Below are 25,525 nucleotides of genomic sequence, written 5' to 3' on the forward strand. Positions count from 1 at the left end.
GTACGCCAGCGCGAGGTCGCGCTGGTTGATCATCTGCTTGGTCGGGGCGATCGCGATCTTCCCCGGAGTGGGGAACTCGTGGTAATCGAGGGCGGCTTCGCGAATGTTCTGTGCGGCAGTCTTGTTTGTCATTCTGGTGTTACTCGCAAACTATGATCGGTACCGTTGGATATCGAAGGCATCAGCAGTCGCCATTGAACGTATAGTTGGTGGGCAATGCATTAAGGTGCCGCCTGAGACATCGCACGTGGGTCAATGTACGGGGAACTCGGAAGTGGGAAGTAATAGCTTATCCGCGGGAGGCACGTTATGGCTTCACCGAAAATCACTTGTTTATTTACTTTCAGTGAAAACTGACATCGCCTTCTGAGAGCGGAACAGCCGTAGGTACTGCCCGTTATTGCTGAATGCGCGCTCATTAGCGTTTTCCAGAGTCGTCATCGCCACCGCAGCGCATAGCTACGGAACATTGCGCACCGTCGCAGGGCATCGAATCTCACACCTGCACCAGCGCTTGGCATCGGATTCATGCCGCCTGTTCGCATCATGTTGTCCTCAATGTCCGCCTCGGACAAAAACAGCCACATTTCCCGTGCATTCGGGACAAGCTGATTTCCTGCACAGACGGATGACGGCGACAGGCCTGGTACTCGCTCTATTGAGTCAGTCTCGATCAGCACCGGACTCTCTCATGAATCGCACACCGACACCGCTCAAGCTTCCCGTCACTGTCATCTCCGGGTTTCTCGGCTCGGGTAAAACCACCCTCGTCAATCAGTTGCTGCAGCAACGGGCGCCGGGATCAATCGGCGTGGTCGTCAACGAATTCGGCGAAGTCGGCATCGACGGGCAATTGATCGTCGCCGAAGAACAGGCGCTGGTCGAAATCAATAACGGCTGCGTGTGCTGCACGGTGCGCGCGGACCTCGTCGATAGTGTGAAAGCGCTGCTGGCGCGTTCGCAGACCGGCGCGGCACCCATGCAGCGCCTGATCGTCGAGACATCCGGACTCGCCGATCCGGCACCGGTCCTGCAAACGTTCCTCGCCGATCCCGACCTGCGCGAAGCCGTTGATCTCGAATCGGTCGTCACTGTGGTCGACGCACTGCATCTGCGCCGGCAACTCGATGACGACATTGCGCGCGAGCAAGTGGCGTTCGCCGACGTCATTCTGATCAACAAGCTCGACCTGATCACGGAAGACGAGCTAGTCGCCGTCCAACGAACGATCCGTTCTTTGAATCCAACCGCCGCCATCATCACCTCGACCCGCTCGCAAATCCGCGCGGACGCTCTGCTGGGTGTGCGCCGCTTTTCGCTCCCCACGCTGCTCGCGATCGAGCCCGATCTGCTCGACGAAGGCGCTCACGACCACGAACACGACACGTCGATCCAATCGTGCGCGCTGGTCGAAAACGGCGACCTCGATGCCACGCGCTTTAACCGTTGGATTAACGAACTCGTACAGCAGCAAGGCCAGCAAATGATGCGCATGAAAGGCGTCCTCAACTTTCACGCCGAAGCGCGACAGTTCCATTTCCATAGCGTGCATATGTTGCTGGAAGCCAAACCCGGACGCGCATGGCAGAAGGACGAGCCGCGCGAGAACAAGTTCGTGTTCATCGGCCGCAATCTGGATTTTCCACGACTGCGCGAATCGTTTCTCAGCTGTATCCACTAGCCAACTTATCTCGAGGAGTCTGCAATGAAAAAGACTGATGCGCTTACCGTCAGTATCGGCGTGCTCGCCGTCGTCGACACCTACGTCACGGCAACGGTGTTTCCAGTCCCCGTCTGGGTCACGTTTATCGCGTGGGCATCGTTCTTCGTGGTCGGCGGCGGTCCGCGCGGCTTCGTGCAAAGCGTCGCGTCGAATCTCACCGGCCTCGTCATCGCGTCGCTCTCGCTGATGGCGATCGCCAATAGCGGCACGGCCCCGCTCGCCGCAGCGATCTGCGTCGGCGTCGGAAGTGCGGCGATGGTGCAGGTGTCGAAACTGAAGCTGCTGAATGTGCTGCCCGCCGTCGTGTGGGGCTTCGCTTCGACGGTCGGCACCACAGTCGCCACCGGTAAGGCGATTACCACGGTCGGTATCCAGAACCCCGCGTTGGTGGCTGCCGCCGCGCTCGTTACCGGCGCCGTCTTCGGCATCGTCTCCGAAGCGTTCGGCGAAGCACTAAGCCACAAGGCTCAGCCTCAACTCAACTGACCACCCACTTCAGGAATCGCACGTCATGAAACTACAGCACAGCCTTGGCGGGCTCGAAAACCTCGGACCCGTCAATGTCGAGACACGGGTTTTCGTCGAGCCGTGGGAGAAGCGTATTTTCGGCATTCATACGGTGATGATGGCGGAAAGCACGCATCTGTCGGACGCATTGCCAAAGTACCCGGTGGCAACGCTGCCTACCACGTTCAGGAATACGTGGACCTGGGCGTCGCTGCGCACCGGCGCCGAAGGCATGCAGCCGTTCGAATACTTCAAATACCGGTACTACGAAAAGTGGCTGATGGGGATTTCGCAATTCTTCATCGATCAGGGTTATGTATCGGCCGACGAGCTCGCGCAGAAGACCGCGCAATACCGCGCCCAGCCCGATGCGCCGTTGCCCGCGCAGCCGAATCCGGCCATTGCCTCGCAGATCAACGACTACCTTGCAAAAGGCGATTCGGGGCTGAATGCACTGACGCAGACGCCGCGCTTCGAACCCGGTGCCCAGGTGTGCATCGCCGATCCGGCCGCCGTCGATCACACGCGTTTGCCGGGCTACCTGCGCAACAAGCGCGGTGTGATCGACTTCGTCTATCCGGGTGCCTACTCCTACTTCGTTTCAACAGGGCCCGACGGCATCGGCGAGCCGATGCCCGTCTATCGCGTTGCATTCAAGGCCGAGGACATCTGGGGCAAGGAAAAGAGCGAACCAAACACGACGATCTACGCCGACCTATACGAAGCGTATCTCGATGCATCGAACTGAATGTCGACACCCATCACCTGGTATGGAACCAACATGAGCGAACTTTTTAAATACGACGACGAGCGGGAGGCCGCGAGCGCGGCCAAGGTACGGGCGCTCGAAGCGCTTCTGATCGAGAAAGGAGTGCTGGGCAGCGACTCGGTCGATACCGTGCTGGCTCATTTCGAAACGATGGCCGGCCCGTTCAATGGCGCGAAAATTGTGGCGCGCGCGTGGATCGATCCGGCGTTCAGAGAACGCCTTGTCGAAGACACACCGAAGGCGATTGCGGAAATGGACTTCCCGGCCGGGATGGAAGGCGCGGAAGGCGAACACATGGCCGCAGTCGCCAACGGCGACGGCGTTCACAACCTCATCATCTGCACGCTCTGCTCCTGCTATCCCTGGCCCGTGCTCGGTCTGCCGCCCTATTGGTACAAGGACCCGGTGTTTCGCGCGCGCGGCGTGCGCGAACCGCGCGCCGTGCTGAAGGAGTTCGGCGTGCCGGTTTCGGACGAGACAGAAGTCAAGGTATGGGACAGCAGCGCGCAAATCCGCTGGTTCGTCATCCCGGAGCGGCCCGCGGGTACTGAAGGCATGAGCGAGGCGGAACTGGCTGCGCTCGTGACACCCGAAGCGATGATGGGTGTGGCGCTGGTGCCCTCGCCTGACGCATCGCCTCGGCCGGCGGTCTGATCATGTTTACCCGGTTCGAGGAATATGCCGCCTCCAGCATGCTTGGACATCCGGACTCTCCGCCGCGCATGCAAGGCAAACTTCTGTTCGACAAGCCATGGGAGCGGCAGGTATTCGGGCTCGCGCTTTCGCTGTCGAAGGCGGGGCACTTCGAGTGGGAAGACTTCCGCCAGAATCTCATCGAGTCGATCGCCGAATGGGAAGACGGATACTGCGCGGGGCAGCCACCGTGGGATTACTACGAGCGCTTTCTGCTCGCCCTCGAAAAGACCGTGACGCAGGCTGGGGTGCTGTCGGCTACAGACATGGCGTCGCTGAATCTGCGCGCATTGCGTCCGTCCAGCAACTGAGCCGTGCCCTTGCTTCCGGCGTTCAGACAAGGGTGCGAAAACGCTCGCCATATCGCGTAACGAAGTTTCATCAGGATATCTATCATGCTCAAGCAACTGTCCAATGTACTTACCGGATCCGATCCTCAGGTCCAGCGCAAGCTCTTCGGCATTTACGGCCTGCTGTTGGTGACTAATGCCGCCGCGTGGATCTGGGCGTTCGTGTCGTTCTGGGACCACCCGGTCCTGCTTGGCACCGCGTTGATCGCCTATGGACTGGGCTTGCGCCATGCGGTCGATGCCGATCACATTGCCGCGATCGACAACGTGACCCGCAAGCTGATGCAGGAAAAAAAGCGCCCTGTCGCCGTGGGCTTTTTCTTCTCGCTCGGTCACTCGACCATCATCGTCATCGCCTCGCTCGCGGTCGTGGCGGTCGCAAGCGTGTTGAGCACACGCTTTGCCCAATACAAGGAATTGGGCGGCCTGATCAGTACGTCCGTGTCGACAGTCTTTCTGTTCGCAATAGCGTTCCTGAACCTGCTGATTCTGAAAGCGATCTTCCAGGCATGGCGCCACGTTCGCGCAGGCGGCGCCTACGTCGACGACGACTTCGACATGTTGCTAGCCGATCGCGGCTTTCTCGCACGGATCTTTCGCCCGATGTTTCGGCTAGTCACGCGCAGTTGGCACATGTTCCCGCTTGGCTTTCTGTTCGGACTGGGTTTCGACACCGCGACTGAGGTGAGCTTGCTCGGCATGTCCGCGTCGCAGGCTTCTCACGGCATTTCGCCATGGGCGGTCATGGTGTTCCCGGCGCTCTTCAGCGCGGGAATGTCGCTGGTGGATACGCTCGATGGTCACCTGATGCTCGGGGCCTACGGCTGGGCCTATCTCAAGCCGATTCGTAAGATCTACTACAACATGACGATCACACTGGTGTCGGTCGCGGTCGCGCTGCTGGTCGGCACGATCGAGGCCCTGGGCCTGATTTCTGACCACTTGAAGCTCGAAGGCAAGCTGTGGGATGCTATCGGGACGCTGAACGACAACTTCGGCACGCTGGGCTACATCATCATCGGCATCTTCGCCGCGAGCTGGCTCGTATCGATGGTGCTTTACCGAACCCGGCGCTTCGACGAACTCGAGGCGAGCCGCTAGGCGAGCGCATGCGGCATGCGTCGCGCCAGCCTCGGCTCCATTTTGACTGACCCCTATGCGCAAGATCACCGTCGGAATGGTGCTGTTCCCCGGATTCCAGCTGCTCGATATCGCGGGGCCCAAGGACGCCTTTGCGGAGGTCCGCATCCTCAGTCAGGGGGCCTGCGAATACGAAATGCTGACGATCGGCACGACGCGCGGTAGTGTGCTGTCTTCCAGCGGGCTCACGGTAATGCCGGACCGGACCATCTTCGATCCGTGTCCGCATTTCGACACGGTGATCGTGCCCGGCGGCCTCGGCATATTCGAAGTACTCGAAGACTCGACGCTCAGCGAATGGCTCGCGAAGCAGCACAAGAGCACGAGGCGGATCGCCGCCATCTGCAACGGCGTTTTTGCTTTCGGCGCCGCCGGCATGATCGATAACCGTACGGTCACGACCCACTGGATGGACGCCACGCGTCTTTCGTCAATGTTTCCGAAGGCGAAGGTCGAACCCGACCAGATCTACGTAAAAGACAGCGGCCTCTACACGACCGCAGGCGTGACCGCCGGCATCGATCTCGCGCTGGTCATGATCGAAGAAGACTTCGGCAAGCAAATGGCGCTCGACGTCGCAAAGTATCTGATCGTATATGTGCGCCGCGCGGGCGGCCAATCGCAATTCAGCCCCCTGTTGGAAACCCAGGCCGCCAGCGATTCCCAGATCCAGTCAATTCAGCAGTACCTGCTCGACAACCTTCATCTGAATCACACGACCACGTCGCTTGCGCGCCGCCTCAAAATGAGTCCGCGCAATCTGTCCCGCATCTTCACCAAGGAATGCGGCGTCAGTCTCATCGCATTCCTGAACGACGCGCGCATCGATGCCGCGCGCCGCTACCTCGAAAGCACCCGCCACCCGATCGGCGAAATCGCGAAGCGTTGCGGCTTTGAGAGCGCGGATACGCTTCGGCGTACGTTTAGCCGCCGGCTTCAGATCAGTCCCGCCGAATATCGGCAACGCTTTCGCTCCGGCGATCCCGTGAACGACGGGGCTGCTGCTCTGCGTCACCGATGACGAAAGCGATAGCTAACCGTGCGAATTGCGCGTGATCGTCGAGACGCTTCCGGTTTCAAGTTGAACTGTTTGTCGCCAAACCCTGGCGCGCACTCTGCGACGGCCAGCGCGTCTCAGCCACGTGTGCTGGCCTTGCGCAGCTCGCTGGCCAGAATCACTGCTTCGCTGTTGAGTGGTTTGAACGATCCGCGGATTCGGGGACGGTAGACCGGGTCGCCCTTGCGGATGCGCTCGCCAGACAGGGCGCAACGCGCCGCCGCGGGAGCGAAGCATAGTGCCCAGATTTGCTCCTCGTAGTTGCAACGCGTCGGGTCGTGCCAGCGCAATGCGAAGAGCGAATTGGACAGTTCCTCCACGATCGTCACAGTATAGGTACGCACGTCGCCGCCCTCCGATTTACGCGAATTGAGCGGCTCACCCCCCAAGCGGGAGCGACCGCACAGGTCCGAGGACTCCGCATCGGGTCTGGCGGAGAAAAAGATTGGCCGATGGCTGCGAGCGTCGTCGTCCACGGGTTCCGAACCTCGGGCGCTGAAGTAACCCGGTCCGGCCGAGGCGATGAGGGATGTTCACGATCGTTTGCGATCCTTAGCAAAGAGTGAGGCAGCGGCCGAGCAACTCCCGACTTTGCGGCTACTGGATGCATATGGCGGAGAAGTCGACGGTACGGCGATAAATGGTCCTGCCGAGCCACGGCACGAACGTGTACTCGCCATATGAGTTGCTTCCGATATGGATCCAGCTACGTAGAACATATGACACGATGATTCCTTGGGGACGTTAAGAAGGGAACCGGTCGGGCGGCCATCCGAAAGCGCCATGGGGTCGTCGGGCCGAACTGCGAGCTTTGCGCTGCAAGGAGAGCAAGCGTGCCGCGATAAGAGAAGAGTAGTTTTAGCCGGAGAGCGAGTCTACTCTACGGTTGGATATACCGATGCCGCATTAGCGTAACCGGCTTATACGGACGTATAAGCGCGGTAAGGAGATTTCACTGAGCTTGCCCCGTCAAGCGAATCTCCTGTTGGGCGGCAAACGCGGGCAGATCCGCGCTCAGCACTGACGGCCGTCGGGCAGACAGGGCTTGATACCAAGCGATTCGGCCTTGCGCACGAGGTCCGGCATAGAGCGCGCGTTCATTTTTCGCATGACCTGTCCACGGTGCACCTTGACCGTGATTTCGCTCAAGTTCATCTCAGAGGCAATCTGCTTGTTCAGCAGGCCGGACAAGACAAAGCCCATCACCTCTTTCTCGCGCGGCGAAAGAGACTGGTACGCAGCGCGTAGACCGGCTAACGCGGCTTCCGCAGCGAGCCGTTCGCTGTCTCGCGCCAAGGCGTGGGCAACTGCGTCGAGCATGTCCTGGTCTTTGAATGGCTTCGCAAAAAAATCAAGCGCGCCAGCCTTCATTGCCTTCACCCCCATCTCGATGTCTCCATGACCGGTCATGAATACGACGGGAATACGCATGCCGCTATTGACGATTTCCTGGTGAAAAGCCATGCCGCTTTTCCCGCGGAGTCGCACGTCGAGGATGAGGCAGCTCGGGCCCGCGGAATGAGGAAACTGGAGAAATTCGTCCGGCGACTCGAACGTTTCGACGCGCAAGCCTACCGAGCGCAAAAGCAGGTCAAGGGCCAGACGGATTCCTTTGTCGTCATCGACGACATAGATGACGGACGCGTCGGTTGTTTCGGATTTGTCCGTCGTTCGGCGGGTCGGTCTAGTAGTCATCTTGACACCTTGGGAAGCCGGAATGCGGTCGCACCCCACTGGCATGGACCCATTTTCAACTTGCCAATGCTTCTGCGTCTCATTGGCAACCGAGTAAACTAATTGTAAATCGTTGCCGTCATCACGTGATTATTTTGGATGAGGCCAACGTCCGTGCAGGCTGGGCCCTCATTCAACAGCGGAATGCAACGTGCAGGTGTCGGGCCGGGTCGCGGCAGACAAGGGGGGACAATGCTAGTCGCGAATTGTCAGACCATTGATCGGGTCTACGTGACGGCGGGCTCGGACCTCTACCGTGCCCGACGCTTGACAGATGGGCGCCCGGTGCTTCTGAAGCTCCTTCCCGAACACGCCGGCGCAGTCCAGTCCGCTCGTTTCAAGCGCGAATATCTGCTCCTTCAAAGGTTGAACATCGCTGGCGTTGCCAAGCCGCTTACCCTGATCGATGACCGCGGACGCCTGGTATCGGTTATGGAAGACTTCTCGGGCGACTCGCTCGAGACAATTTTGTGCCACGGCCCGCGCCCGGACCTGCCTCGCTGCCTCGCTATCGCCCATCACCTGGCCGATGCATTGGCGGGCGTCGATACCGCCCACGTCATCCATCGAGATCTGCGGCCGGCCAATATTCTGGTCGCGCCAGACACTGGCCATGTTCTGCTGGTGGATTTCAGCCTCGCAACGACCCAGGAACACACCGTCTCGCCAGAGGACATTGTCGTATCCGTGGGCGAGTGGGCGTATATGTCCCCCGAACAAACCGGCCGCATGAATCGGCCGGTTGATTACCGGACCGATTGCTATTCGATGGGCGTGTTGCTCTATCGCATGCTGACCGGTCAGTTGCCGTTCCAGGCAAGCGATCCGCTGGAATGGACGCATTGCCACATCGCCCGTATGCCACCGCCGCCGTGCGATATCGCGCCCGCGGTGCCGCAACCGGTGTCCGACATCGTGATGAAGCTGTTGGCCAAACTACCGGAGGATCGCTATCAAAGCATGCGCGGCGTGCAAGCCGATCTTGACCGCTGTCTGGCGCAATGGTGCGCCTCCGGCCTGATCGAGCCGTTCCGGCTCGGCACGGACGATCTATCGGATCGCTTCCAGATTCCACACAGACTGTACGGGCGCGATCAGGAATTGAATGCGCTCCTCGGTGTATTCGAACTCATGGCGGCCACCGGCCGGGCGGCGCTTGCCACCGTATCCGGGTACTCGGGCATCGGCAAGTCGTCGCTCGTCGACACCTTGCGCAAGCCGATTGTCACGAAGCATGGCTACTTCATTTCAGGCAAGTTCGATCAGTACCAGCGAGACATTCCGTATGCCACCCTTACGCAAGCGTTTGGCGAGTTGGTGCAGCAACTGCTGGCCGAAAGTGCAGCACGCATCGCCGGCTGGCGACAACAACTGCAGGCTGCGGTCGGGGTCAATGGCCAGCTTATTCTCGATGTGCTGCCCAAAGTCGAGTTGATCATCGGCACCCAAGCTCCGGTACCGGCGCTGCCGCCGGCGGAGGCACAAACCCGGTTCCGCCTGGTCTTCCGGCAATTCGTGACCGTGTTCACGAGCAAGGCACATCCGCTAGTCCTCTTTCTGGACGATCTGCAGTGGATCGACGCCGCCAGCCTGGCGCTCGTCGAACACCTGCTCACTCACCCAGACACCTGTTATCTGATGCTAATCGGCGCCTACCGCGACAACGAAGTGAGCGGAGCGCATCCGCTTATGAAGAGCCTCGATGCGATCCATCACAGTGGCACGCCCGTGATCGACATCCAGCTCGCGCCGTTGTCCGCCGCGCATCTGAATCAGTTGGTCGCCGATACGCTGCATGCGCCACACGCGTCCTGCGGGCCGCTCACACACCTCATTTGCGAACGCACCGAGAGCAACCCGTTCTTCTTTATCCAATTCCTGGATGCGCTACACAAGGAGGGGTTGCTGCGGCGTGATGCACAGATTCAGGCATGGCAGTGGGACCTGGAACAGATCAAAGCGAAAGACTTCGCCGACAACGTCGTCGATCTGATGTTGCGCAAGTTGCGGCAACTGCCGATCCCGGCACAGGAAGCGCTGCAGCTGGCCGCTTGCCTCGGCAACAAGTTCGACCTGCGGATTCTCGCGCTGGTCAGCGGCCAGGCCGAACTCGAGCAGCAACTTGCGCCTGCCGTGCGCGAGAATTTGATTCTGCGCACCCATGGCAGCGGTAAGTTTCTGCACGACCGGATCCAGCAAGCGGCTTACTCACTGGTTCCCGAAGAGCGCCGCAGTGAAGTACACCTGCGCATCGGTCGCGTGCTCCTCTCGAACATGACGGCCGACGAGCTCGCCGACCATCTGTTCGATGTGGCAAACCAGTTCAATCGGGGCGCCGCGCTGATCAAGGCGCCTGAAGAACGCGAGCGTGTCGCTGAACTCAATCTCAGCGCTGGCATGCGTGCCAAGGCAGCGACGGCCTACGCATCGGCACTGGCCTATTTCACTGCCGGAGACGCACTGGTGACAGAGGATGGTACGAACCGGCACGATGCGCTCACGTTCTCGCTCGGCTTTCAGCGTGCCGAATGCGAATTCCTCAACAGCTACCTGACGTCGGCGGAACAACGGCTGTCGATGCTTTCAAACCGCGCCGCAAACCTCATCGATAAGGCCGCCGTCGCGTGCCTGCGCATGGCCCTTTATATGAACGCGGGACAAGCCGACCGCGCCGTTGAAGTGAGCCTCGAATATCTCCGTGCCGTCGGCGTCACGTGGTCGGCGCACCCGCGGAAGGAGGAGGTGCAGCAAGAGTACGGACAACTGTGGCAACGGATGGGCAGCCGCTCGATCGAGCAGCTCCTCGAATTGCCTCTGATGACCGATCCCGTGTGCCGTGCCACCCTGGACGTGCTAACAGCCGTCCAGCCGCCCGCCCATGCCACGGACATGAACCTGTATTGCCTCGTCGCCGGTCGCATGGCGAATCTGAGCCTCGAGCATGGCAATAGCGATGGATCGGGATTCGCATACGTCATGCTCGGCATGACCCTTGGGCCGCAATTCGGTGATTACGAGGCCGGGTTACGGTTCGGCAAGCTGGGCGTCGATCTCGTCGAGAAGCACAGGATGGATCGCTTCAAAGCTCGCGTCTACGCCGGCTTTGGCGCCTTCATCGTTCCCTGGACGGCGCACATACGTTCGGGTCGAGCCATACTGCGGCTCGCCTTCGACACGGCCAACCAAACTGGCGACCTTACGTTTTCGGGCTATTGCGGCAACAACCTGATCACCAATCTTCTGGCTGCCGGAGACCCGCTCGGCGATGTGCAGCGAGAAGCCGAAAGTGGCCTCGAGTTCGCACGCAAAATGCGGTTCGAATTCGTCGCCGACGTCATGACTGCGCAACTCAGGCTGATCAATGGACTCCGCGGTCTGACGCCCGAATTCGGCTCCTTCAACGATGCCGCGTTCGACGAAGACCGGTTCGAGCAGCATTTGGCCGCAGATCCAGGGCTGGCACTTGTCGCTTGCTGGTATTGGATTCGCAAGTTGCAAGCGCGTTTCCATGCAGCTGACTACGCTTGCGCCATCGCGGCGGCATCGAATGCTGAACCGTTGCTGTGGGCGTCGCCATTCTGCTTCGAGGTGGCGGAATATCATTTCTATGGCGCGCTGGCGCGCGCAGCACACTGCGATTCGGTATCGGCTGACGAACGACCCAGGCATCTGGAGGCGCTGTCCGCTCACCAGAGGCAGCTCGAGACGTGGGCGAACAATTGCCCCGAGAATTTCACGAACCGCGCCGCGCTGATAGCCGCGGAGATTGCCCGACTCGAGAGGCACGACTCCGACGCCATGCGGCTTTACGAACAGGCCATTCGTTCGGCACGCGAGCACCACTTCGTCCATAACGAGGCAATCGCTTATGAGCGCGCATCGGCGTTCTACCGGACGCGTGGATTCGAGACAATTGCCGACACATACATGCGAAAGGCGCGCGACTGCTTTGCGCGCTGGGGCGCCGACGGTAAGGTCAGACAGATCGACGCGCGCGCGCCGCAACTGCGCGAAGAGCCGGCTTCATCGGCGGTCACTGCATTCGGCAATGTCGAACAACTGGATCTGCTGTCGGTCACCAAGGCCTCCCAGGCCATCTCTGGCCAGATCGTGCTCGAGGATCTCGTCGACACGCTGATGCACATCCTGCTTGAAAATGCCGGGGCTCAGACCTGCCATTTGCTGCTCGCACGCAACGAGAGTCTGGTCCTCGCGGCGGAAGCGAGCGTCGAGCAGCAGACGATCCAGGTACGGCGGCATCTGGGCCGGGCGCGGCCCGCACAGGCGTTGCCGGAATCGTCCGTACGCGAATCGGTGCTGCCCGCGTCCATCATCAATTACGTGCGCCGCTGCCAGGAGCGGGTATTGTTGACAGATGCGATGCAATCGAATCCCTTTGCGGCAGACGACTACTTTGCCCGCCGGCGACCGAAGTCGGTATTGTGCCTGCCGATCATGCGGCGCTCTGCGTTGATCGGCCTGTTGTATCTGGAGAACAACCTGGCCACGCATGCTTTCCCTCCCGAACGCGTGACCGTGCTGGAACTGCTGGCCTCGCAGGCTGCGATCTCGCTGGAGAACGCGCTGCTCTACGCCGACCTGCAACGCGAGAACAGCGAGCGCAAGCTGGCCGAGGAGGAGCTACGCCTGCGCGAAGCACGCATCCGGCGGCTGGTCGAATCGAACATCATCGGAGTGTTCTTCTGGAACGTGGCCGGTATCGCAACCGACGCGAACGACGCGTTTCTCCGGATCGTAGGTTATTCGCGACAAGATCTGCTGTCCGGCCATGTCCAATGGGCCACCATGACACCTCCGGAATATCGCGCCGCCGATGCGCGGGCGATTGACGACCTACGGCAGCGCGGGAGTTCCCCGCCCTATGAGAAGGAATATATCCGCAAGGACGGCAGTCGCATCCCGGTTCTGGTCGGCGGCGCGCTAATCGAGGGCTCGGAAGAAAACGGCGTGGCGTTCGTGCTCGACCTGACCGAACAGAAGGAGGCCGAGGCGGAACTCGCAGCGCGGCGGACCGCGGCCAAACAGGCAGAAGAGCAGTTGCAAGCGTTGCAGGTGGAACTGGCTCATGCAACTCGCGTAACAACGCTTGGGGAACTGAGTGCATCCATCGCCCACGAAGTCGGCCAGCCGCTCGGCGCGATCGTGACCAGTGGCGAAGCCTGCCTGCGATGGCTCGGCCGCGGGGAGTCGCAGCCGGAAGAGGTGCGGGCCTGTGTGCAGCATATGATCGGCGAAGGTAGGCGCGCGAGTGAAATTGTCCGGCGTATCCGCACGCTCACCAGGAAGGCTGCCCCGCGGAAGACGCCGCTGCAACTCAACGATGTGATCAATGACGTCGTGGCCCTGGTTCAGCGCGAAGTCTTGAATCATCGCGTTTCGTTGCGCCTCGAGCTTGACTCCGGGCTGCCTCCGTTGCTCGGTGATCGGGTCCAGCTTCAGCAGGTGCTCATCAATCTGGTCATAAACGGTATCCAGGCGATGGCTGACATCGGCGGCGACTCACGTGAACTCCGGGTCGAGTCCCATCGGGATAGCGATGGGCACGTCGTGGTCGCTGTACAGGATTCTGGCCCGGGGATCGATCCGGAAAGCGCAAATCGGCTGTTCGACGCTTTCTTCACCACGAAGGCCGAAGGAATGGGCATGGGGTTGTCGATCTGCCGTTCGATCATCGAAGCCCACGGAGGACAAGTGTGGGCGTCCAACAATGCCGGGCACGGGGCCATTTTTCAGTTCAGCCTGCCTTCGATTAGCGAAGCGTCCTGAAGGGCAATCCGGCGTGATAAACAGGACAATAATTGGTAATGGTCGAGAGCACGATCAAGACGCATCCGGATCGACGCTACGCTTATGACCCGTTTATACATTCGTATCATTTCCGTGCTGCGGCTTCCGAGCTACGATTGATTTGAGTCGCATGCCAGACGATTTCGTCTGGCACGCTCCGCTTTCAGTGTGTCGAGGCCCGTCGCTTGTGTCTTCTCAAATTGTTTCCATCGTCGACGACGATGAGGGTGCCCGGGTGGCGACCGCGAGTCTGGTTCGTTCGCTAGGGTGGCAGGCGCGAGTGTTTGCATCGGCGGAAGAATTTCTGGATTCGGGGTCAGTCGGCGAAACGTCATTCCTGATTTCGGATATACGGATGCCGGGCTTGTCCGGAATCGAACTGCACGACCATCTTCTGGCCCTCGGGTACGCCATTCCGATCATTTTCACCTCGGGATTCCCGACTGACGCCGTTGAGGCCAAAATCCAGGCCAGAGGTGCGCCCCCTTTCCTCGAGAAGCCCGTTGACGCCATCACTGTCGAGCGATTGCTCAATCTTGCGCTGGGTCGGCCATAGCGCGTTCGCAGTTCGTCAGGAGATTGCCGTCGCGCCGGGCCACGCAATCCGGTCGCTCACAGCTTCAATTCCCCTGCTTCGTCAGGACGATTTTTTTCGCCTTCCGCCATCACGCGAGTTATACGCGGGTATGAGATTCCTATCTACATGCACCGGCGTTCGAACCGTTCGTAGAATGGTTTCGTGTGGCTCGCACCTGTACATTGTTTTCAAGGCCAGTGTGCAAGCACGATACACCTGGCATGGTCAGTCTTGTTTATCACCAGTTCGTTCGATCAACACGCGAACTTAAATCCGGTTTCTCGACGATTGACGCTCACGGTTTGTCTCGCGGCCTTTGCCGTGGATCTGCTGCGCGCATCGCGGCCCATGCTGTCAGCCGGTGGTGGCCGCCGCACTTGCGGCATATCTGAAGGAGGAGCAACCGATGATGACCGTCGTGCTTATCTACATGTCCGGCTTCCTCGTCGTCGTGGCCGCTTTGCTTGTCGCAATGATCAAGACCACCGCGCATCCAAATCGTTGAAACGAGGAAATGTCGTATCTATCCGCCGCCGTTATTCGCATCTGCGTGATTTGACCACGCACATGTTCGATGTTGTGGAGGTTGTCATGTTCATCCAGTCCAACCAGATAGCACTGCCTTTTTCGTTCGAACTCGACCTGTGCGCATGGGCAAACGCCGTGTACGAAGAAGCCGTCGGAGAAGGCTTCATTCGCGCGCCCTGGGAGCCGGACGATGCGATCGTGCGGCGATTGCAGGCTTACTTCCACAGTGGCCTGTCGCCTGCCGAAGCCGCGAGCGCGTGTTTCTGTCTGAACCACTGATGATCGCGCCTGACGCTGAGCCTGAGATCGCCCGTCTGTCCCGCCCGATCAAATCGTACACGGATGCGTGGCATCGTTGAGCCCGAGCCTCGCAAGGGGCGGGTCGCCACCTGCGAGGCTCAGGCATCTTGTACGGCCCGGCGGCCAGGATCAGAACCCGGCGGCCAGCCCGTCGCGCCGGGTGTCGCTCGCGGCGACATAACCGCGCTCCGGGTCGTTGCGATCGAGCTTCCAGATGTACTGGCCGGAGCCGAAGTCCATATAGGGATCATCGACCGACTTGATCGTATGGCCGAGACCCTCGAGAGCACGCACCGTGTCCTCATCGAGCGTCGCTTCGACGTCAACCGTGAAGTCGCGATTGACCTTCCAGCGCGGCGCGTCGCACGCGGCCTGCGGCTGCTGGCCGTAGTCGAGCATGCGCACGATCGATTGCAGATGTCCTTGCGGCTGCATGTCGCCGCCCATCACGCCGAAACTCATCACCGCTTCCTGGCGGCCGTCGACCTGCTGGGTCAGGAAAGCAGGGATGATCGTATGGAACGGTCGCTTGCCGCCCTCGACCACGTTCGCCGACTTCGGATCCATCGAGAACCCGTAGCCGCGGTTCTGCAGCGAAATGCCGGCGTCCGGCACGACGATGCCCGAGCCGAAGCCCATGTAGTTCGACTGGATGAAGCTGACCATCATGCCGCGCTCGTCGGCCACCGACATGTAGATGGTGCCGCCGGCCTTCGGCATGCCGAAATCGAACTGCGTGGCGCGCTTGTGATCGATCAGTTTGGCGCGCGACTTCAGGTACGCGTCGTCGAGCATCTGTTCGGGCGTGACCTCCATCGAGCGCGGATCGGCGACGTACTGGTAGACGTCGGCGAACGCGAGCTTCATCGCTTCGATCTGCAGGTGCTGCGATTCGATGCCGTCAACCCGCAGCGCGCCTACGTCGAACTGTTCGAGAATGCCGAGCGCGATCAGTGCGGCAATGCCCTGGCCGTTCGGCGGAATTTCGTGCACCGTGTGGCCGCGATAGTCCTTGCTGATCGGCTCGACCCAGTCGACGCGAAAGTTGCGCAGATCGTCCATCGTGAGCGCGCCGCCGCCCTGGCGCGAAAACGCGGCGATCTGTTCGGCGATCTCGCCTTCGTAATACGCGCGCGGGCCCTGTTCGGCCAGCTTGCGCAGCGTCTTCGCGTGCCCGGGGAAGCGCACCAGTTCACTCACTTCCGGCGCGCGGCCACGCGGCATGAACGTCTCGGCGAAGCCCGGCTGGTCCTTCAGTTCCGGCACAGCGGCCGCCCACTTGTACGCAACGACGCTCGCCACCGCATGGCCGCGCTCGGCGATTTCGATCGCCGGCTCCATCAGGTCGGCGAACGGCAGCGTGCCGAACTTCTGATGCAGCGCCTCCCAGCCGGCGATTACACCCGGCACCGTCACCGCATCCCAGCCGCGCTTGGGGTGCTTCGCGAGACCGTTTTCCTCACCGTACTTACGCTTGAAGTAATCGACGTTCCACGCGGCAGGCGACACGCCCGACGCGTTCAGCCCATGCAGCTTCGCGCCGTCCCAGACGAGCGCGAACGCGTCACTGCCGAGGCCGCACGAAACCGGCTCGACGACCGTGATCGCCGCCGCCGCGGCAATCGCCGCATCGACGGCGTTGCCGCCTTTCCACAACATCCGCAAGCCGGCTTGTGCGGCAAGCGGGTGGGACGTCGAAACGATGTTGCGCGCGAACACGGGCAAACGGGGTGTTGGATACGGGTTTTGCCAATTGAAACGTGTCATTGAAAAACTCAAACGAGAGTAATGAGGGGGCCGTCGGCCCATTGAGGCGGTGACGGACTCGAGTTACGACTCGCGCGGATCGAGCGCATCGCGCAGGCCGTCGCCGAGCAGGTTGAAACCGAGCACGGCCAGAAAGATCGCGATGCCCGGGAAAATCGACATCCACGGCGCCTGACTGACAAAATCCTTCGCGGTGTTGAGCATCGAACCCCACGACGGCGCCGGCGGCAGCTGGCCGAGCCCGAGAAACGACAGGCTCGCTTCGGCGATGATCGCGGTCGCGATCGTCAGGCTTGCCTGCACGATGATCGGCGGAAGCACGTTCGGCAGGATGTACCGCACGATGATCCGCGCGTGGCCGAGGCCGATTGCCCGCGCGCCTTCGACGTATTCCTCGGCCTTCACGGTGATCGCCTGGCCGCGCGTCAGCCGGACGAAGCGCGGCATCGCGGAGATGCCGATCGCGGCCATTGCGTTGGTCAGGCTCGGTCCGAGGAACGCGGCGAGCGCGATGGCGAGGATCAGGAACGGAATCGATAACAACGCATCGGCGATTCGCGAGATCACTCCGTCGACGAGCTTGCCGAAATAGCCGGCCAGCAAGCCGAGCGGCACGCCGATCACGACCGCAATGCCGACCGACACGACGCCCGCCAGCAGCGACGCGCGCGCGCCCCACAGCAGACGGCTCAGCACGTCGCGGCCGAGTTCGTCGGTGCCGAACCAGTGCACGGCAGAAGGCGCCTGCCGCACGGTCATGAAGCTCGCCTGCACCGGGTCGTAATGCGACAGCCACGGCGCGAATACCGCCATCAGGACGATGAGCAGCACGAGCGCCGCGCCGAACACGGCGGCGCGATTGCGCATGAACTTGGCGATTCCACGACGCTTGCGGCGCGGCAGTGCGGTCGTCTGCGACGCAGCGGCCGACGCGTGAACGGGGTTGGCGGAAGTAGCCATCAGCTGCGTCTCAGTCGGGGATTGAGGAGGACGTACAGCACGTCGGCGCACAGGTTCACGACGATGAAGCATAGCGCGGTGACGAGCACGACACCCTGCACGACCGCGTAGTCGCGATTGAACACGGCATCGACAATGAGCTTGCCGAAGCCGGGGATCGTGAAAACCTGCTCGGTCAGCACCGCACCCGCGAGCAGTTCGCCGAACAGCAGCGCGAGCACCGTGACAATAGGAACCAGCGCGTTGCGAAAAGCGTGCTTGACGACGACGGTGCCGCGCAGCAGCCCCTTGGCACGCGCGGTCCGAATATAGTCGGTGCGCAGCACGCTCAGCATCGCGCTGCGCGTGTGGCGCATCAATTGCGCGCCGAGCGAGGCGCCGAGCACGAACGCGGGCATCAACATGGTCTTGATGCTGAGCCAGAAGTCTTCGGCCGGCGACACGTAGCCGGACGACGGCAGCAGGTGCCAGCGCACCGAGACGATGAAGATCAGCATGATCCCGAGCCAGAAGTTCGGGATCGACATGCCGGACAGCGCGAAGATGTTCGCGCCGTAATCGAGCGCGCCGCCGCGGCTTGCAGCGGAGATGACGCCGGCCGGAATGCCGATGCCGATCGCGAAGATCATCGCCATCGCCGCGAGCTGCAGTGTGACCGGCAGCTTCTGCGCAATCAGCGACGTCACCGGGACGTCCGTGCGCAGCGACGCGCCGAGATCGCCGTGCACGACGTCGCGAACCCACAGTGCGTACTGCGTCGGCACCGGTTCGTCGAGGTGGTACTTGACGCGCAACGACGCGATCAACTGCGGATCCTGATCTTCCCCGGCCATGGCCATTACCGGATCGCCGGGCAGCAGCTTCTGCAGGCCAAAGATCAGCATCGACACGAGAATCAGCGTCGGAATGGCGACCAGCACGCGATTTGCAATGATCTGCAGCATGATCGGTCAGCCCTTGACACTGACGCCGCGTAGGCGGATCAGGCCGTCGGGATAGGGCGTGAAGCCTTGCACCTTCTTCGACAGTTCGAACGGCCACGGCTGGCTGTAGACGTAGATGATCGGATCGTCGTCGGCGAGCAGCCTGGACGCCGCGTCGTACTGCGTTTTGCGGTCCGCGGCGGTCAGCTTCACGCGCGCGGCGTCGAGCAGCTGGTCGACTTCGGCGTTGCAGTAATGCGCGTAATTGAGGTTGCCGGCGCACGTGTTGAACTGATGCAGGTTGCCGTCCGGATCAACACGGCCCGACCAGCCGAGGTACATCGCCTCGAAGTCGCCGCTGTGCGCGGCATTGAGCTCGGTCGCATAGTCGGTCGGCCGCAGCTTCAGGTTAAAGCCGGCTTCGCCGACCATCGCCTGCATCATCTGCACGATCTGGCTCGACACCGTGTTGTTGGGGTAAGTGAACTCCATGTCGACGTGCTCGTGGCCCGCCGCCTTCAGCAGCGCCTTCGCCTTCGCGACGTCGCGATGCGTCATCGGCAGCGACGCGTTGTAGTACGGGCTCGACTTCGGCACCGCCTGATTCGCCGGCGCGAAGATGCCCGCGCCGATCACCTGGTTGATCGCGTCACGGTCGATCGCGAGTTCGAACGCCTGCCGCACGCGCTTGTCTTTCAGCAGCGCGTTGCTGCGCTTGCCGTTGCCGATGTTGAACGTAACGTAGTAATAGCCGAAGCCGCTGACCGGCGCGAACTTGTAGCTCGCGTCGCTCTTGACCGACGCGACATCGGACGGCGCGAGGCGCTCAAGCATGTCGAGCGAACCCGAACGCAGGTTTGCGAGGCGCACGGTGCTGTCCGGAATCGGCAGGAAGATCACGCGCTGGACCGGGTATTTGTCGGCGTCCCAGTAGCCCGGGAATTTCTCTAGCACGACGCGATCGTTCTGCACGCGCTGAACGAACTTGTACGGGCCCGAACACACAGGATGCGCGGCGACGCCAGCCGGATCGGCCAGCGTCTTAGGCGCGAGCATCATGCCGGCGCGGTCGGTCAGCGTCGCGAGCAGCGCGGCGTCTGGCTGCTTCAACACGATTGCGACCGTGTAGTCGTCGATCACGTCGACGTGATCGACCGACGCAAGTTCGCTCTTGCGGTTGCTCGTCGGCAACGTGCGGTCGCGGTCCAGGTTCGCCTTGACGGCGGCCGCATTGAACGGCTCGTCGTCCTGGAACTTCACCCCTTGCCGCAGCTTGAACGTAAGCGTCTTGCCGTCGGCGCTCGTCGTCCACGACGTCGCCAGCATCGGCACGATCTTCAGGTCGGGCGTGATATCGACCAGTGCGTTGCACAGCGACGCAAATACGATCCGGTCGACGAGCTGCACGCTGCGTGCGGGGTCGAGCGAACCGATGTCGTCCTGCAAGCCGATCCGTATCGTCTGGCTGGTCTGGGCCATCGCGCTGGTAGCGCTGAGTGCGAGCGCCGCGGCAATCAATATTCTTCGCATGAGGACTTCCCTTTGTTATCCAATTCACAAACGGTTTGGTGAGCGGGCAGCACAGCGGCGGCAGCTCGATTCTTCACCCGATTTTCATCTCGACCACCGGCTCAATCGCCACCGCCAGCGGCGAGCGTCGCCTGGCGGTCGCGGTAGATCGCGAGCCGCTCGATCAATTTCGGGCTGACGCTCGTGGCCAGCGGTGCGCCGCCGCCGGCGTTCTGGATCTCGCGCCAGAAGTGGCATGCGACCTGCCGTCCGTCATCGAGCCGTTCGCTGATCGGCCGCGCTTGCGCGCAGTGCGGCTTCGCATGCGGACAGCGCGTATGGAAACGGCAACCGGAAGGCGGCGCGGTCGGACTCGGCAGATCGCCGGACAACGCGGGCTTCGCACGCCGCTCGTGCGGGCTGCTCGCCGGAATCGCGCGCAGCAGCGCTTGCGTGTACGGATGCAGCGGCGCGTCGAACAGTGCATCGACTTCAGCCAGCTCGACGATCTCGCCGAGGTACATCACGGCGACGCGGTCGCTCATGTGGCGAATCACCGCGAGGTCGTGCGCGACCATGATCAGCGTGAGGCCGAGATCCTGTTTCAGTGTTTCGAGAAGATTGATCACCTGCGCCTGCACCGAGACGTCGAGCGCCGACACCGGCTCGTCGCCGACGATCAGCTTCGGCTCGCCGGCCAATGCGCGCGCAATCCCGATCCGTTGTCGCTGGCCGCCGGAGAATTCGTGCGGGAAACGGTCCGCGTAGGCCGGTTGCAGGCCAACCGTGCGCAGCAGTTGCGCGACGCGCTCGCGATGCTCGGCGCCGTTGCGCGCGAGCCCGTGCAGCGCGATCGGCTCGCCGACGATCTGGCCGATCGTCATGCCCGGATTCAGCGACGCGAACGGATCCTGAAAGATGATCTGCATTTCGCGGCGCAGCCGCCGCAGCGGCGCGCCTTGCTGATGCGTGATGTCGTTGCCTTGATAGAAGACGCGGCCGTCCGTCGAGTCGATCAAACGGAGCAGCAGGCGGCCCAGTGTGGACTTGCCGCAGCCCGATTCGCCGACGATCGCGAACGTCTCGCCGGGGTCGACCGCAAACGACACGTCGTTGACTGCATAGACGGTTGGCGAGCGTGTGAAGAGATGCCGCGTACCGCCAAAATGCTTCGTCAGCGCGCGCGCCTCGATGATCGGCGTCTGCGAATTCGAGGCCGGGTGTGCGTGCGGCGTCGGTGTATTGGGCGTCGTCATGCAATTTCCTTGCGCAACAGCGGCGCGGCAACCTGTTCGACCGGAGCGAGCCAGCACGCGACGCGATGCACACCGGCTATCACCTTGTCGGGCGGCGCGGCGTCGGTGCAGCGTTGCTCGGCGAAGGGGCAGCGCGGCGCGAAGCGACAGCCGTTCGGCATCAACTCGGGCGACGGCACCGAACCGCGGATCGTCGCGAGCGCGCCTTCGCGCTTACCGACCGACGGAATCGCGCCCATCAGGCCGATCGTGTAGGGATGCTGCGGGTCGTCGAACAGATCGGCAACGGTGCCGTATTCGACGATGCGGCCCGCGTACATCACCGCGACGTGGTCGGCGACTTCAGCGACGACGCCAAGATCGTGCGTGATCAACACCATCGCGGTGCCGGTCTCGGCTTGCAGATTTTTCACGAGCGCCAGCACCTGCGCCTGGATCGTCACGTCGAGTGCGGTCGTCGGCTCGTCGGCGATCAACAGGCGCGGGCGGTTCGCGAGCGCCATCGCAATCATCACGCGTTGGCGCATGCCGCCGGAGAGCTGATGCGGGTACGCATCGAGCCGGGTTTCCGGCGCCGGGATCCGCACGAGCCGCAGCATTTCGAGCGCCTGCTCGCGCGCCTGCCCGCGCTCGACATCGCGATGTCGCCGGATGCTTTCGGCGATCTGCTCGCCGACCGTGAACGCCGGGTTCAGCGACGTCATTGGCTCCTGAAAGATCATCGACAGCCGGTTGCCGCGAATATCAGCCAGTTCGCGCTCGGTTAGCGAGAACAGGTCCTTGCCTTCGAAATGCGCGGTGCCGGCGACGCGTTGTGCAGGCGGGCTCGCGAGCAGACCCATCAGCGCGAGCGACGTCACGCTTTTGCCACAACCCGATTCACCGACGATGCATAGTGTCTCGCCAGTGCCGACTGAGAACGACACGTCGTGGACGAGGTTCGGTACCTCGGCAGCGCGCGAGAACTTCAACGAAAAGCCGCGCACCTCCAGAACCGGTCGGCGGGCGGCATCGGTCATGCTGGGAAACTCCATATCGAGCTGGTAGTCCTGTTCAAGGCTGTCCTCGCGGCGATTATGTGGTGCGCTTGACGACAGAAAATATTAATATTTCTTACTGATACTTAACTTTTTCTTGGGGATGAGCGATGCCGACCCTGCGCATGTTGAGAACCTTTCGGGCCATCGCGCGCACCGGATCATTCGCGGCAGCGGCCCGGAGCGTCGCGCTGACCCAGGCGGCGGTCAGCTTGCAGATGCGCGGGCTCGAACAGGCGCTCGGCCGCCAGCTGTTCGACCGCAGCGGTCGGCAGATCGCGCTGAGCCGCCACGGACAAGATATCTGGCCGAAGGTCGAGCAGATTTTCGACCTCCTGGACGAACTCGAAGCGACGCCGGCGGACTCGATGGTCGGGCCGGTGACCATCGGCGCGGTGGTGTCGGTGATCGGCGCGCTCTCGCTGGTCATCGCGCGATTGAAGGCCGCGCATCCGCAACTGGATGTGCGGCTGCTGTCGTCGCGCTCCGACGAACTGGCGCGGATGGTCGAGGCGGGTGAGGTCGATATCGCGGCGGTCGTCGCGCGTGCCGACATGACGCTGCCTGACACGCTGAAGTGGACGACGCTATACACGGAGCCACTGATGCTGGTGGTCAGCCGCGAAATCGGTGACAACGACCCGCGGCGAATTCTGCGCAGCCACCCCTTTCTGCGCTTCGACCGGCGGGTGCGCACCGGGCGCGTTGTCGAGCATGCACTGCAGACAGTCGGCCTGACGGTCAACGAATACCTCGAACTCAACTCGATCGAGACAATCGTCGCGCTGGTGCGCGAAAATGTCGGCGTCGCGGTGCTGCCGCTTCTGCATCGCGGCAACTGGCAAAACGATCCGCTACTACGCGTGCTGCCGATTTCGAATCCACCGGTGCTGCGCACGGTCGGCATGATCCAGCGCGCGTCATATGACCGGCGCGGCATCACGCAGGCGATTATCGACACGCTGCACAACGACTGAGCGACCTGTGCCCACCGCTTCACAGCGGTGCGTCTGCACACGACGACATATGGTCTGATACAGTACCCTGAATCAATTGGAGCATGCAGCCATGAAGGCTTCACGGGCGGCGGCATCACGCACTTACGCGATGCCTGAGCGAAGCGATCGCCTCGATTTCTACATACGCGACCAAGCCTCACGCCCCGCAATTGAAGAGCCGCACAAGCACGAATATTTTCAGATTCAGATCAACCTCGGCGGCGATACCGAACAGCACATCGGCGGAGTACGCCGACCTTTTCCTGCGGGTGCGGTCGCCTTTATCCTGCCGCATCGCTTGCATCTGATACCGCACCCCGCGCATTCGCGCTTCATTGTCATCAACTTTACGCAAGCGTTTCTACGCGCCAATACGGACGGAGTCGCGGGTCCCCTGGACCTCGAGGATGTGTCGATTACGCAGGCACCCGAACTCGCGCCGTTCAGGCTTCAGGAGTACATCGACTTTATTCTGGCGGACGCCGATCTCGCCGAAATCGAGCCGGTTCTGTCACGTATGCTGGAGGTCAATGAGACACGGCGCTTTGGTGCGAGCGCCCTCCTGCGCGGATACCTTCTCCAGTTGATTGGGATCGTATGCCAGCGACACGCGGATCAGCTACTTCGGCTTTCCTCGCGTAACGTCCAGAGACTCGGCCGACGAGACGCTCTGGTCCGTGTGGACCGTCATGTCGATGCCCATCTCGCGAGCAACGCGCTGTCTCTGACCTCTGCCGCCGCCGCTGCGTTTCTATCGCCGAACTATCTTACGCATCTGATCAAGAAAGAGACGGGCCGGACGTTTGTCGAGTGGGTGACCGAGCGACGCATCGCACGCGCAAAGGAACTGCTGGCAAACGACAACCGGCGCATCAAGGACATCGCGTTTCTGGTCGGCTATCGCGACGAGGCCTATTTTTCGAGGCGGTTTCGTCAGTCGGTCGGTCAGTCGCCGAGCGACTTTCGCGACATGCACCGGAGTGCGCGTCAACGAAACGGCGGGGCAACCGCGCGCAAGGAAGCACCGTAAGATCGTCCTGGTGTTCAGCGGATTTGTCCTGCTCGGCAGGTTCGCAGGGCGATATCGTAGGTAGGCCAATACTACTTGCGAGGCTTACCATGACCGAATACTCGGTGACTCCACCCACGATCACCTCCGTTGCTGTCAGCGGTTCGACGAGCCGCTTTCCCGTGCGCCGCGTGTTCTGTGTCGGACGCAACTACGCAGAGCATGCGCGCGAAATGGGCGCCAACCCGGACCGGGACCCGCCGTTCTTTTTTCCAAGCCTGCCGATGCAGTCGTGCCAGCGACCGGCGTCCTTCCGTATCCGCCCCTGACCTCCGACTTGCACCACGAGATTGAACTCGTCATTGCGATCGGCAAGGAAGGAAAGATCATCGCCCGCGAAGACGCACTCGATTTCGTCTGGGGCTATGGAGTCGGTGTCGATCTGACACGCCGGGATCTTCAGGCGACGGCGAAGAAACTGAGCCGCCCGTGGGACTGGGCGAAAGGCTTTGACGCGTCTGCGCCAGTGAGCGACATCAAACCGACGTCCGAGGCGGGGCATCCATCCAGTGGCCGCATATGGTTGTCCGTGAACGGAGAAGTCCGTCAGCAAGGCGATCTCGGCGAAATGATCTGGCCTGTCGCGGACATCATCAGTTACGTGTCTCAGGCCGTGACCGTGAAGCCGGGAGACCTGATCTTCAGCGGAACACCCGCCGGCGTCGGCGCACTACGCCCAGGCGACAAGGTCGCAGGTGGAGTGGATGGCGTTGCAAACTTCAGTTTCGAGGTGGGCCCGCTGGTCGGATGAACGGGGCGCGGGAAGTCGCCCGAAGATCTCCCCTGCGAACAAGTGCGACCGGTGCGAACCGAGGCGCAC

Annotated in this window: 20 protein-coding genes and 1 pseudogene; 13 read left to right on the plus strand and 8 right to left on the minus strand. The window is 61.7% G+C overall.

The features are described from left to right. Positions 1 to 691: 691 nt before the first annotated feature. From P0D80_RS28075 to P0D80_RS28105, 7 genes are all read left to right on the plus strand, one after another. Positions 692 to 1,681 carry a CobW family GTP-binding protein gene (locus P0D80_RS28075; RefSeq protein WP_408288257.1) on the plus strand — a complete coding sequence of 330 codons (990 nt, stop codon included), beginning with the start codon at positions 692 to 694 and terminating at the stop codon, positions 1,679 to 1,681. Between the two features lie 24 nt (positions 1,682 to 1,705). Next, a complete protein-coding gene (locus tag P0D80_RS28080) occupies positions 1,706 to 2,209 on the plus strand; it encodes a DUF1097 domain-containing protein (protein WP_408179762.1) in 504 nt (167 codons plus the stop codon). A gap of 25 nt (positions 2,210 to 2,234) precedes the next feature. Further along, a complete protein-coding gene (gene nthB / locus P0D80_RS28085; RefSeq protein WP_408288261.1) occupies positions 2,235 to 2,978 on the plus strand; it encodes a nitrile hydratase subunit beta in 744 nt (247 codons plus the stop codon). Between the two features lie 33 nt (positions 2,979 to 3,011). After that, positions 3,012 to 3,653: a nitrile hydratase subunit alpha gene (gene nthA, locus P0D80_RS28090; protein WP_408179760.1), complete on the plus strand. Its 642-nt coding sequence runs from the start codon at positions 3,012 to 3,014 to the stop codon at positions 3,651 to 3,653. Between the two features lie 68 nt (positions 3,654 to 3,721). After that, on the plus strand, positions 3,722 to 4,003 hold the full coding sequence (locus P0D80_RS28095; protein WP_408288265.1) for a nitrile hydratase accessory protein: 282 nt from the start codon (positions 3,722 to 3,724) through the stop codon (positions 4,001 to 4,003). Between the two features lie 84 nt (positions 4,004 to 4,087). Continuing rightward, on the plus strand, positions 4,088 to 5,143 hold the full coding sequence (locus tag P0D80_RS28100) for a HoxN/HupN/NixA family nickel/cobalt transporter (protein WP_408288268.1): 1,056 nt from the start codon (positions 4,088 to 4,090) through the stop codon (positions 5,141 to 5,143). A gap of 55 nt (positions 5,144 to 5,198) precedes the next feature. After that, a complete protein-coding gene (locus tag P0D80_RS28105) occupies positions 5,199 to 6,203 on the plus strand; it encodes a GlxA family transcriptional regulator (RefSeq protein ID WP_408288271.1) in 1,005 nt (334 codons plus the stop codon). Positions 6,204 to 6,316: 113 nt separating this feature from the next. Here P0D80_RS28105 and P0D80_RS28110 read toward each other — a convergent pair whose 3' ends face one another. Together P0D80_RS28110 and P0D80_RS28115 are read right to left on the minus strand one after the other, a co-directional pair. After that, positions 6,317 to 6,583, minus strand: a complete 267-nt coding sequence (locus P0D80_RS28110) for a DUF3331 domain-containing protein (protein WP_243658403.1) — start codon at positions 6,581 to 6,583, stop codon at positions 6,317 to 6,319. A 670-nt stretch (positions 6,584 to 7,253) separates the two neighbouring features. Next, positions 7,254 to 7,934, minus strand: coding sequence for a response regulator transcription factor (locus P0D80_RS28115; RefSeq protein WP_132381217.1), 681 nt, complete (start codon positions 7,932 to 7,934; stop codon positions 7,254 to 7,256). 231 nt (positions 7,935 to 8,165) lie between these two features. Between P0D80_RS28115 and P0D80_RS28120 the strand changes: the two genes are divergently transcribed. The 3 genes from P0D80_RS28120 (at position 8,166) to P0D80_RS28130 (ending at position 15,165) form a co-directional block, all read left to right on the plus strand. After that, positions 8,166 to 13,760, plus strand: a complete 5,595-nt coding sequence (locus tag P0D80_RS28120) for a trifunctional serine/threonine-protein kinase/ATP-binding protein/sensor histidine kinase (protein ID WP_408288275.1) — start codon at positions 8,166 to 8,168, stop codon at positions 13,758 to 13,760. A gap of 151 nt (positions 13,761 to 13,911) precedes the next feature. Continuing rightward, on the plus strand, positions 13,912 to 14,337 hold the full coding sequence (locus P0D80_RS28125; RefSeq protein ID WP_408288278.1) for a response regulator transcription factor: 426 nt from the start codon (positions 13,912 to 13,914) through the stop codon (positions 14,335 to 14,337). A 252-nt stretch (positions 14,338 to 14,589) separates the two neighbouring features. Next, a complete protein-coding gene (locus P0D80_RS28130; protein ID WP_408288281.1) occupies positions 14,590 to 15,165 on the plus strand; it encodes a hypothetical protein in 576 nt (191 codons plus the stop codon). 150 nt (positions 15,166 to 15,315) lie between these two features. On the opposite strand, the gene P0D80_RS28135 is transcribed toward P0D80_RS28130, so the two are convergent. The 6 genes from P0D80_RS28135 to P0D80_RS28160 all read right to left on the minus strand — a co-directional run bounded on the left by P0D80_RS28135 (position 15,316) and on the right by P0D80_RS28160 (position 22,620). Next, a complete protein-coding gene (locus tag P0D80_RS28135; protein ID WP_408288284.1) occupies positions 15,316 to 16,953 on the minus strand; it encodes a gamma-glutamyltransferase family protein in 1,638 nt (545 codons plus the stop codon). Positions 16,954 to 17,016: 63 nt separating this feature from the next. Further along, positions 17,017 to 17,913: an ABC transporter permease gene (locus P0D80_RS28140; protein WP_132379807.1), complete on the minus strand. Its 897-nt coding sequence runs from the start codon at positions 17,911 to 17,913 to the stop codon at positions 17,017 to 17,019. Beyond that, on the minus strand, positions 17,913 to 18,857 hold the full coding sequence (locus tag P0D80_RS28145) for an ABC transporter permease (RefSeq protein ID WP_132379805.1): 945 nt from the start codon (positions 18,855 to 18,857) through the stop codon (positions 17,913 to 17,915). Before P0D80_RS28145 ends, P0D80_RS28140 begins: the two co-directional genes overlap by 1 nt. Before the next feature lie 6 nt (positions 18,858 to 18,863). Next, positions 18,864 to 20,366 (minus strand): ABC transporter substrate-binding protein, encoded by a 1,503-nt coding sequence (locus P0D80_RS28150; RefSeq protein ID WP_408288289.1) that lies wholly within the window; start codon positions 20,364 to 20,366, stop codon positions 18,864 to 18,866. A 101-nt stretch (positions 20,367 to 20,467) separates the two neighbouring features. Then, positions 20,468 to 21,601 carry an ABC transporter ATP-binding protein gene (locus tag P0D80_RS28155; RefSeq protein WP_408179752.1) on the minus strand — a complete coding sequence of 378 codons (1,134 nt, stop codon included), beginning with the start codon at positions 21,599 to 21,601 and terminating at the stop codon, positions 20,468 to 20,470. After that, positions 21,598 to 22,620, minus strand: a complete 1,023-nt coding sequence (locus tag P0D80_RS28160) for an ABC transporter ATP-binding protein (RefSeq protein ID WP_408288293.1) — start codon at positions 22,618 to 22,620, stop codon at positions 21,598 to 21,600. The genes P0D80_RS28155 and P0D80_RS28160 overlap by 4 nt, the downstream gene beginning before the upstream one ends. A 128-nt stretch (positions 22,621 to 22,748) precedes the next feature. Between P0D80_RS28160 and P0D80_RS28165 the strand changes: the two genes are divergently transcribed. From P0D80_RS28165 to P0D80_RS28175, 3 genes and pseudogenes are all read left to right on the plus strand, one after another. After that, complete coding sequence (locus P0D80_RS28165) at positions 22,749 to 23,615, plus strand: LysR substrate-binding domain-containing protein (protein WP_408288296.1); 867 nt, start codon at positions 22,749 to 22,751, stop codon at positions 23,613 to 23,615. 91 nt (positions 23,616 to 23,706) lie between these two features. After that, entirely contained in the window at positions 23,707 to 24,666 is a 960-nt protein-coding gene (locus P0D80_RS28170; protein WP_408288489.1) for an AraC family transcriptional regulator, read from the plus strand. A gap of 89 nt (positions 24,667 to 24,755) precedes the next feature. Then, positions 24,756 to 25,456: pseudogene (locus P0D80_RS28175) on the plus strand (fumarylacetoacetate hydrolase family protein). The last annotated feature ends 69 nt before the right edge of the window (positions 25,457 to 25,525 follow it).

This window comes from Paraburkholderia sp. RL17-373-BIF-A (assembly GCF_046030175.1).
GTDB lineage: Bacteria > Pseudomonadota > Gammaproteobacteria > Burkholderiales > Burkholderiaceae > Paraburkholderia.

Excerpts from the sequence above, each read along its gene's own strand:
- P0D80_RS28135 (WP_408288284.1), bottom strand. The coding sequence starts at position 16,953 with ATGACACGTTTCAATTGGCAAAACCCGTATCCAACACCCCGTTTGCCC.
- P0D80_RS28105 (WP_408288271.1), top strand. The coding sequence starts at position 5,199 with ATGCGCAAGATCACCGTCGGAATGGTGCTGTTCCCCGGATTCCAGCTG.
- P0D80_RS28155 (WP_408179752.1), bottom strand. The coding sequence starts at position 21,601 with ATGACGACGCCCAATACACCGACGCCGCACGCACACCCGGCCTCGAAT.
- nthA (WP_408179760.1), top strand. The coding sequence starts at position 3,012 with ATGAGCGAACTTTTTAAATACGACGACGAGCGGGAGGCCGCGAGCGCG.
- P0D80_RS28075 (WP_408288257.1), top strand. The coding sequence starts at position 692 with ATGAATCGCACACCGACACCGCTCAAGCTTCCCGTCACTGTCATCTCC.
- P0D80_RS28095 (WP_408288265.1), top strand. The coding sequence starts at position 3,722 with ATGCAAGGCAAACTTCTGTTCGACAAGCCATGGGAGCGGCAGGTATTC.
- P0D80_RS28120 (WP_408288275.1), top strand. The coding sequence starts at position 8,166 with ATGCTAGTCGCGAATTGTCAGACCATTGATCGGGTCTACGTGACGGCG.
- P0D80_RS28125 (WP_408288278.1), top strand. The coding sequence starts at position 13,912 with ATGCCAGACGATTTCGTCTGGCACGCTCCGCTTTCAGTGTGTCGAGGC.
- P0D80_RS28140 (WP_132379807.1), bottom strand. The coding sequence starts at position 17,913 with ATGGCTACTTCCGCCAACCCCGTTCACGCGTCGGCCGCTGCGTCGCAG.
- P0D80_RS28145 (WP_132379805.1), bottom strand. The coding sequence starts at position 18,857 with ATGCTGCAGATCATTGCAAATCGCGTGCTGGTCGCCATTCCGACGCTG.
- P0D80_RS28100 (WP_408288268.1), top strand. The coding sequence starts at position 4,088 with ATGCTCAAGCAACTGTCCAATGTACTTACCGGATCCGATCCTCAGGTC.
- P0D80_RS28080 (WP_408179762.1), top strand. The coding sequence starts at position 1,706 with ATGAAAAAGACTGATGCGCTTACCGTCAGTATCGGCGTGCTCGCCGTC.
- P0D80_RS28160 (WP_408288293.1), bottom strand. The coding sequence starts at position 22,620 with ATGACCGATGCCGCCCGCCGACCGGTTCTGGAGGTGCGCGGCTTTTCG.
- P0D80_RS28165 (WP_408288296.1), top strand. The coding sequence starts at position 22,749 with ATGCCGACCCTGCGCATGTTGAGAACCTTTCGGGCCATCGCGCGCACC.
- P0D80_RS28150 (WP_408288289.1), bottom strand. The coding sequence starts at position 20,366 with ATGCGAAGAATATTGATTGCCGCGGCGCTCGCACTCAGCGCTACCAGC.
- nthB (WP_408288261.1), top strand. The coding sequence starts at position 2,235 with ATGAAACTACAGCACAGCCTTGGCGGGCTCGAAAACCTCGGACCCGTC.
- P0D80_RS28115 (WP_132381217.1), bottom strand. The coding sequence starts at position 7,934 with ATGACTACTAGACCGACCCGCCGAACGACGGACAAATCCGAAACAACC.
- P0D80_RS28170 (WP_408288489.1), top strand. The coding sequence starts at position 23,707 with ATGAAGGCTTCACGGGCGGCGGCATCACGCACTTACGCGATGCCTGAG.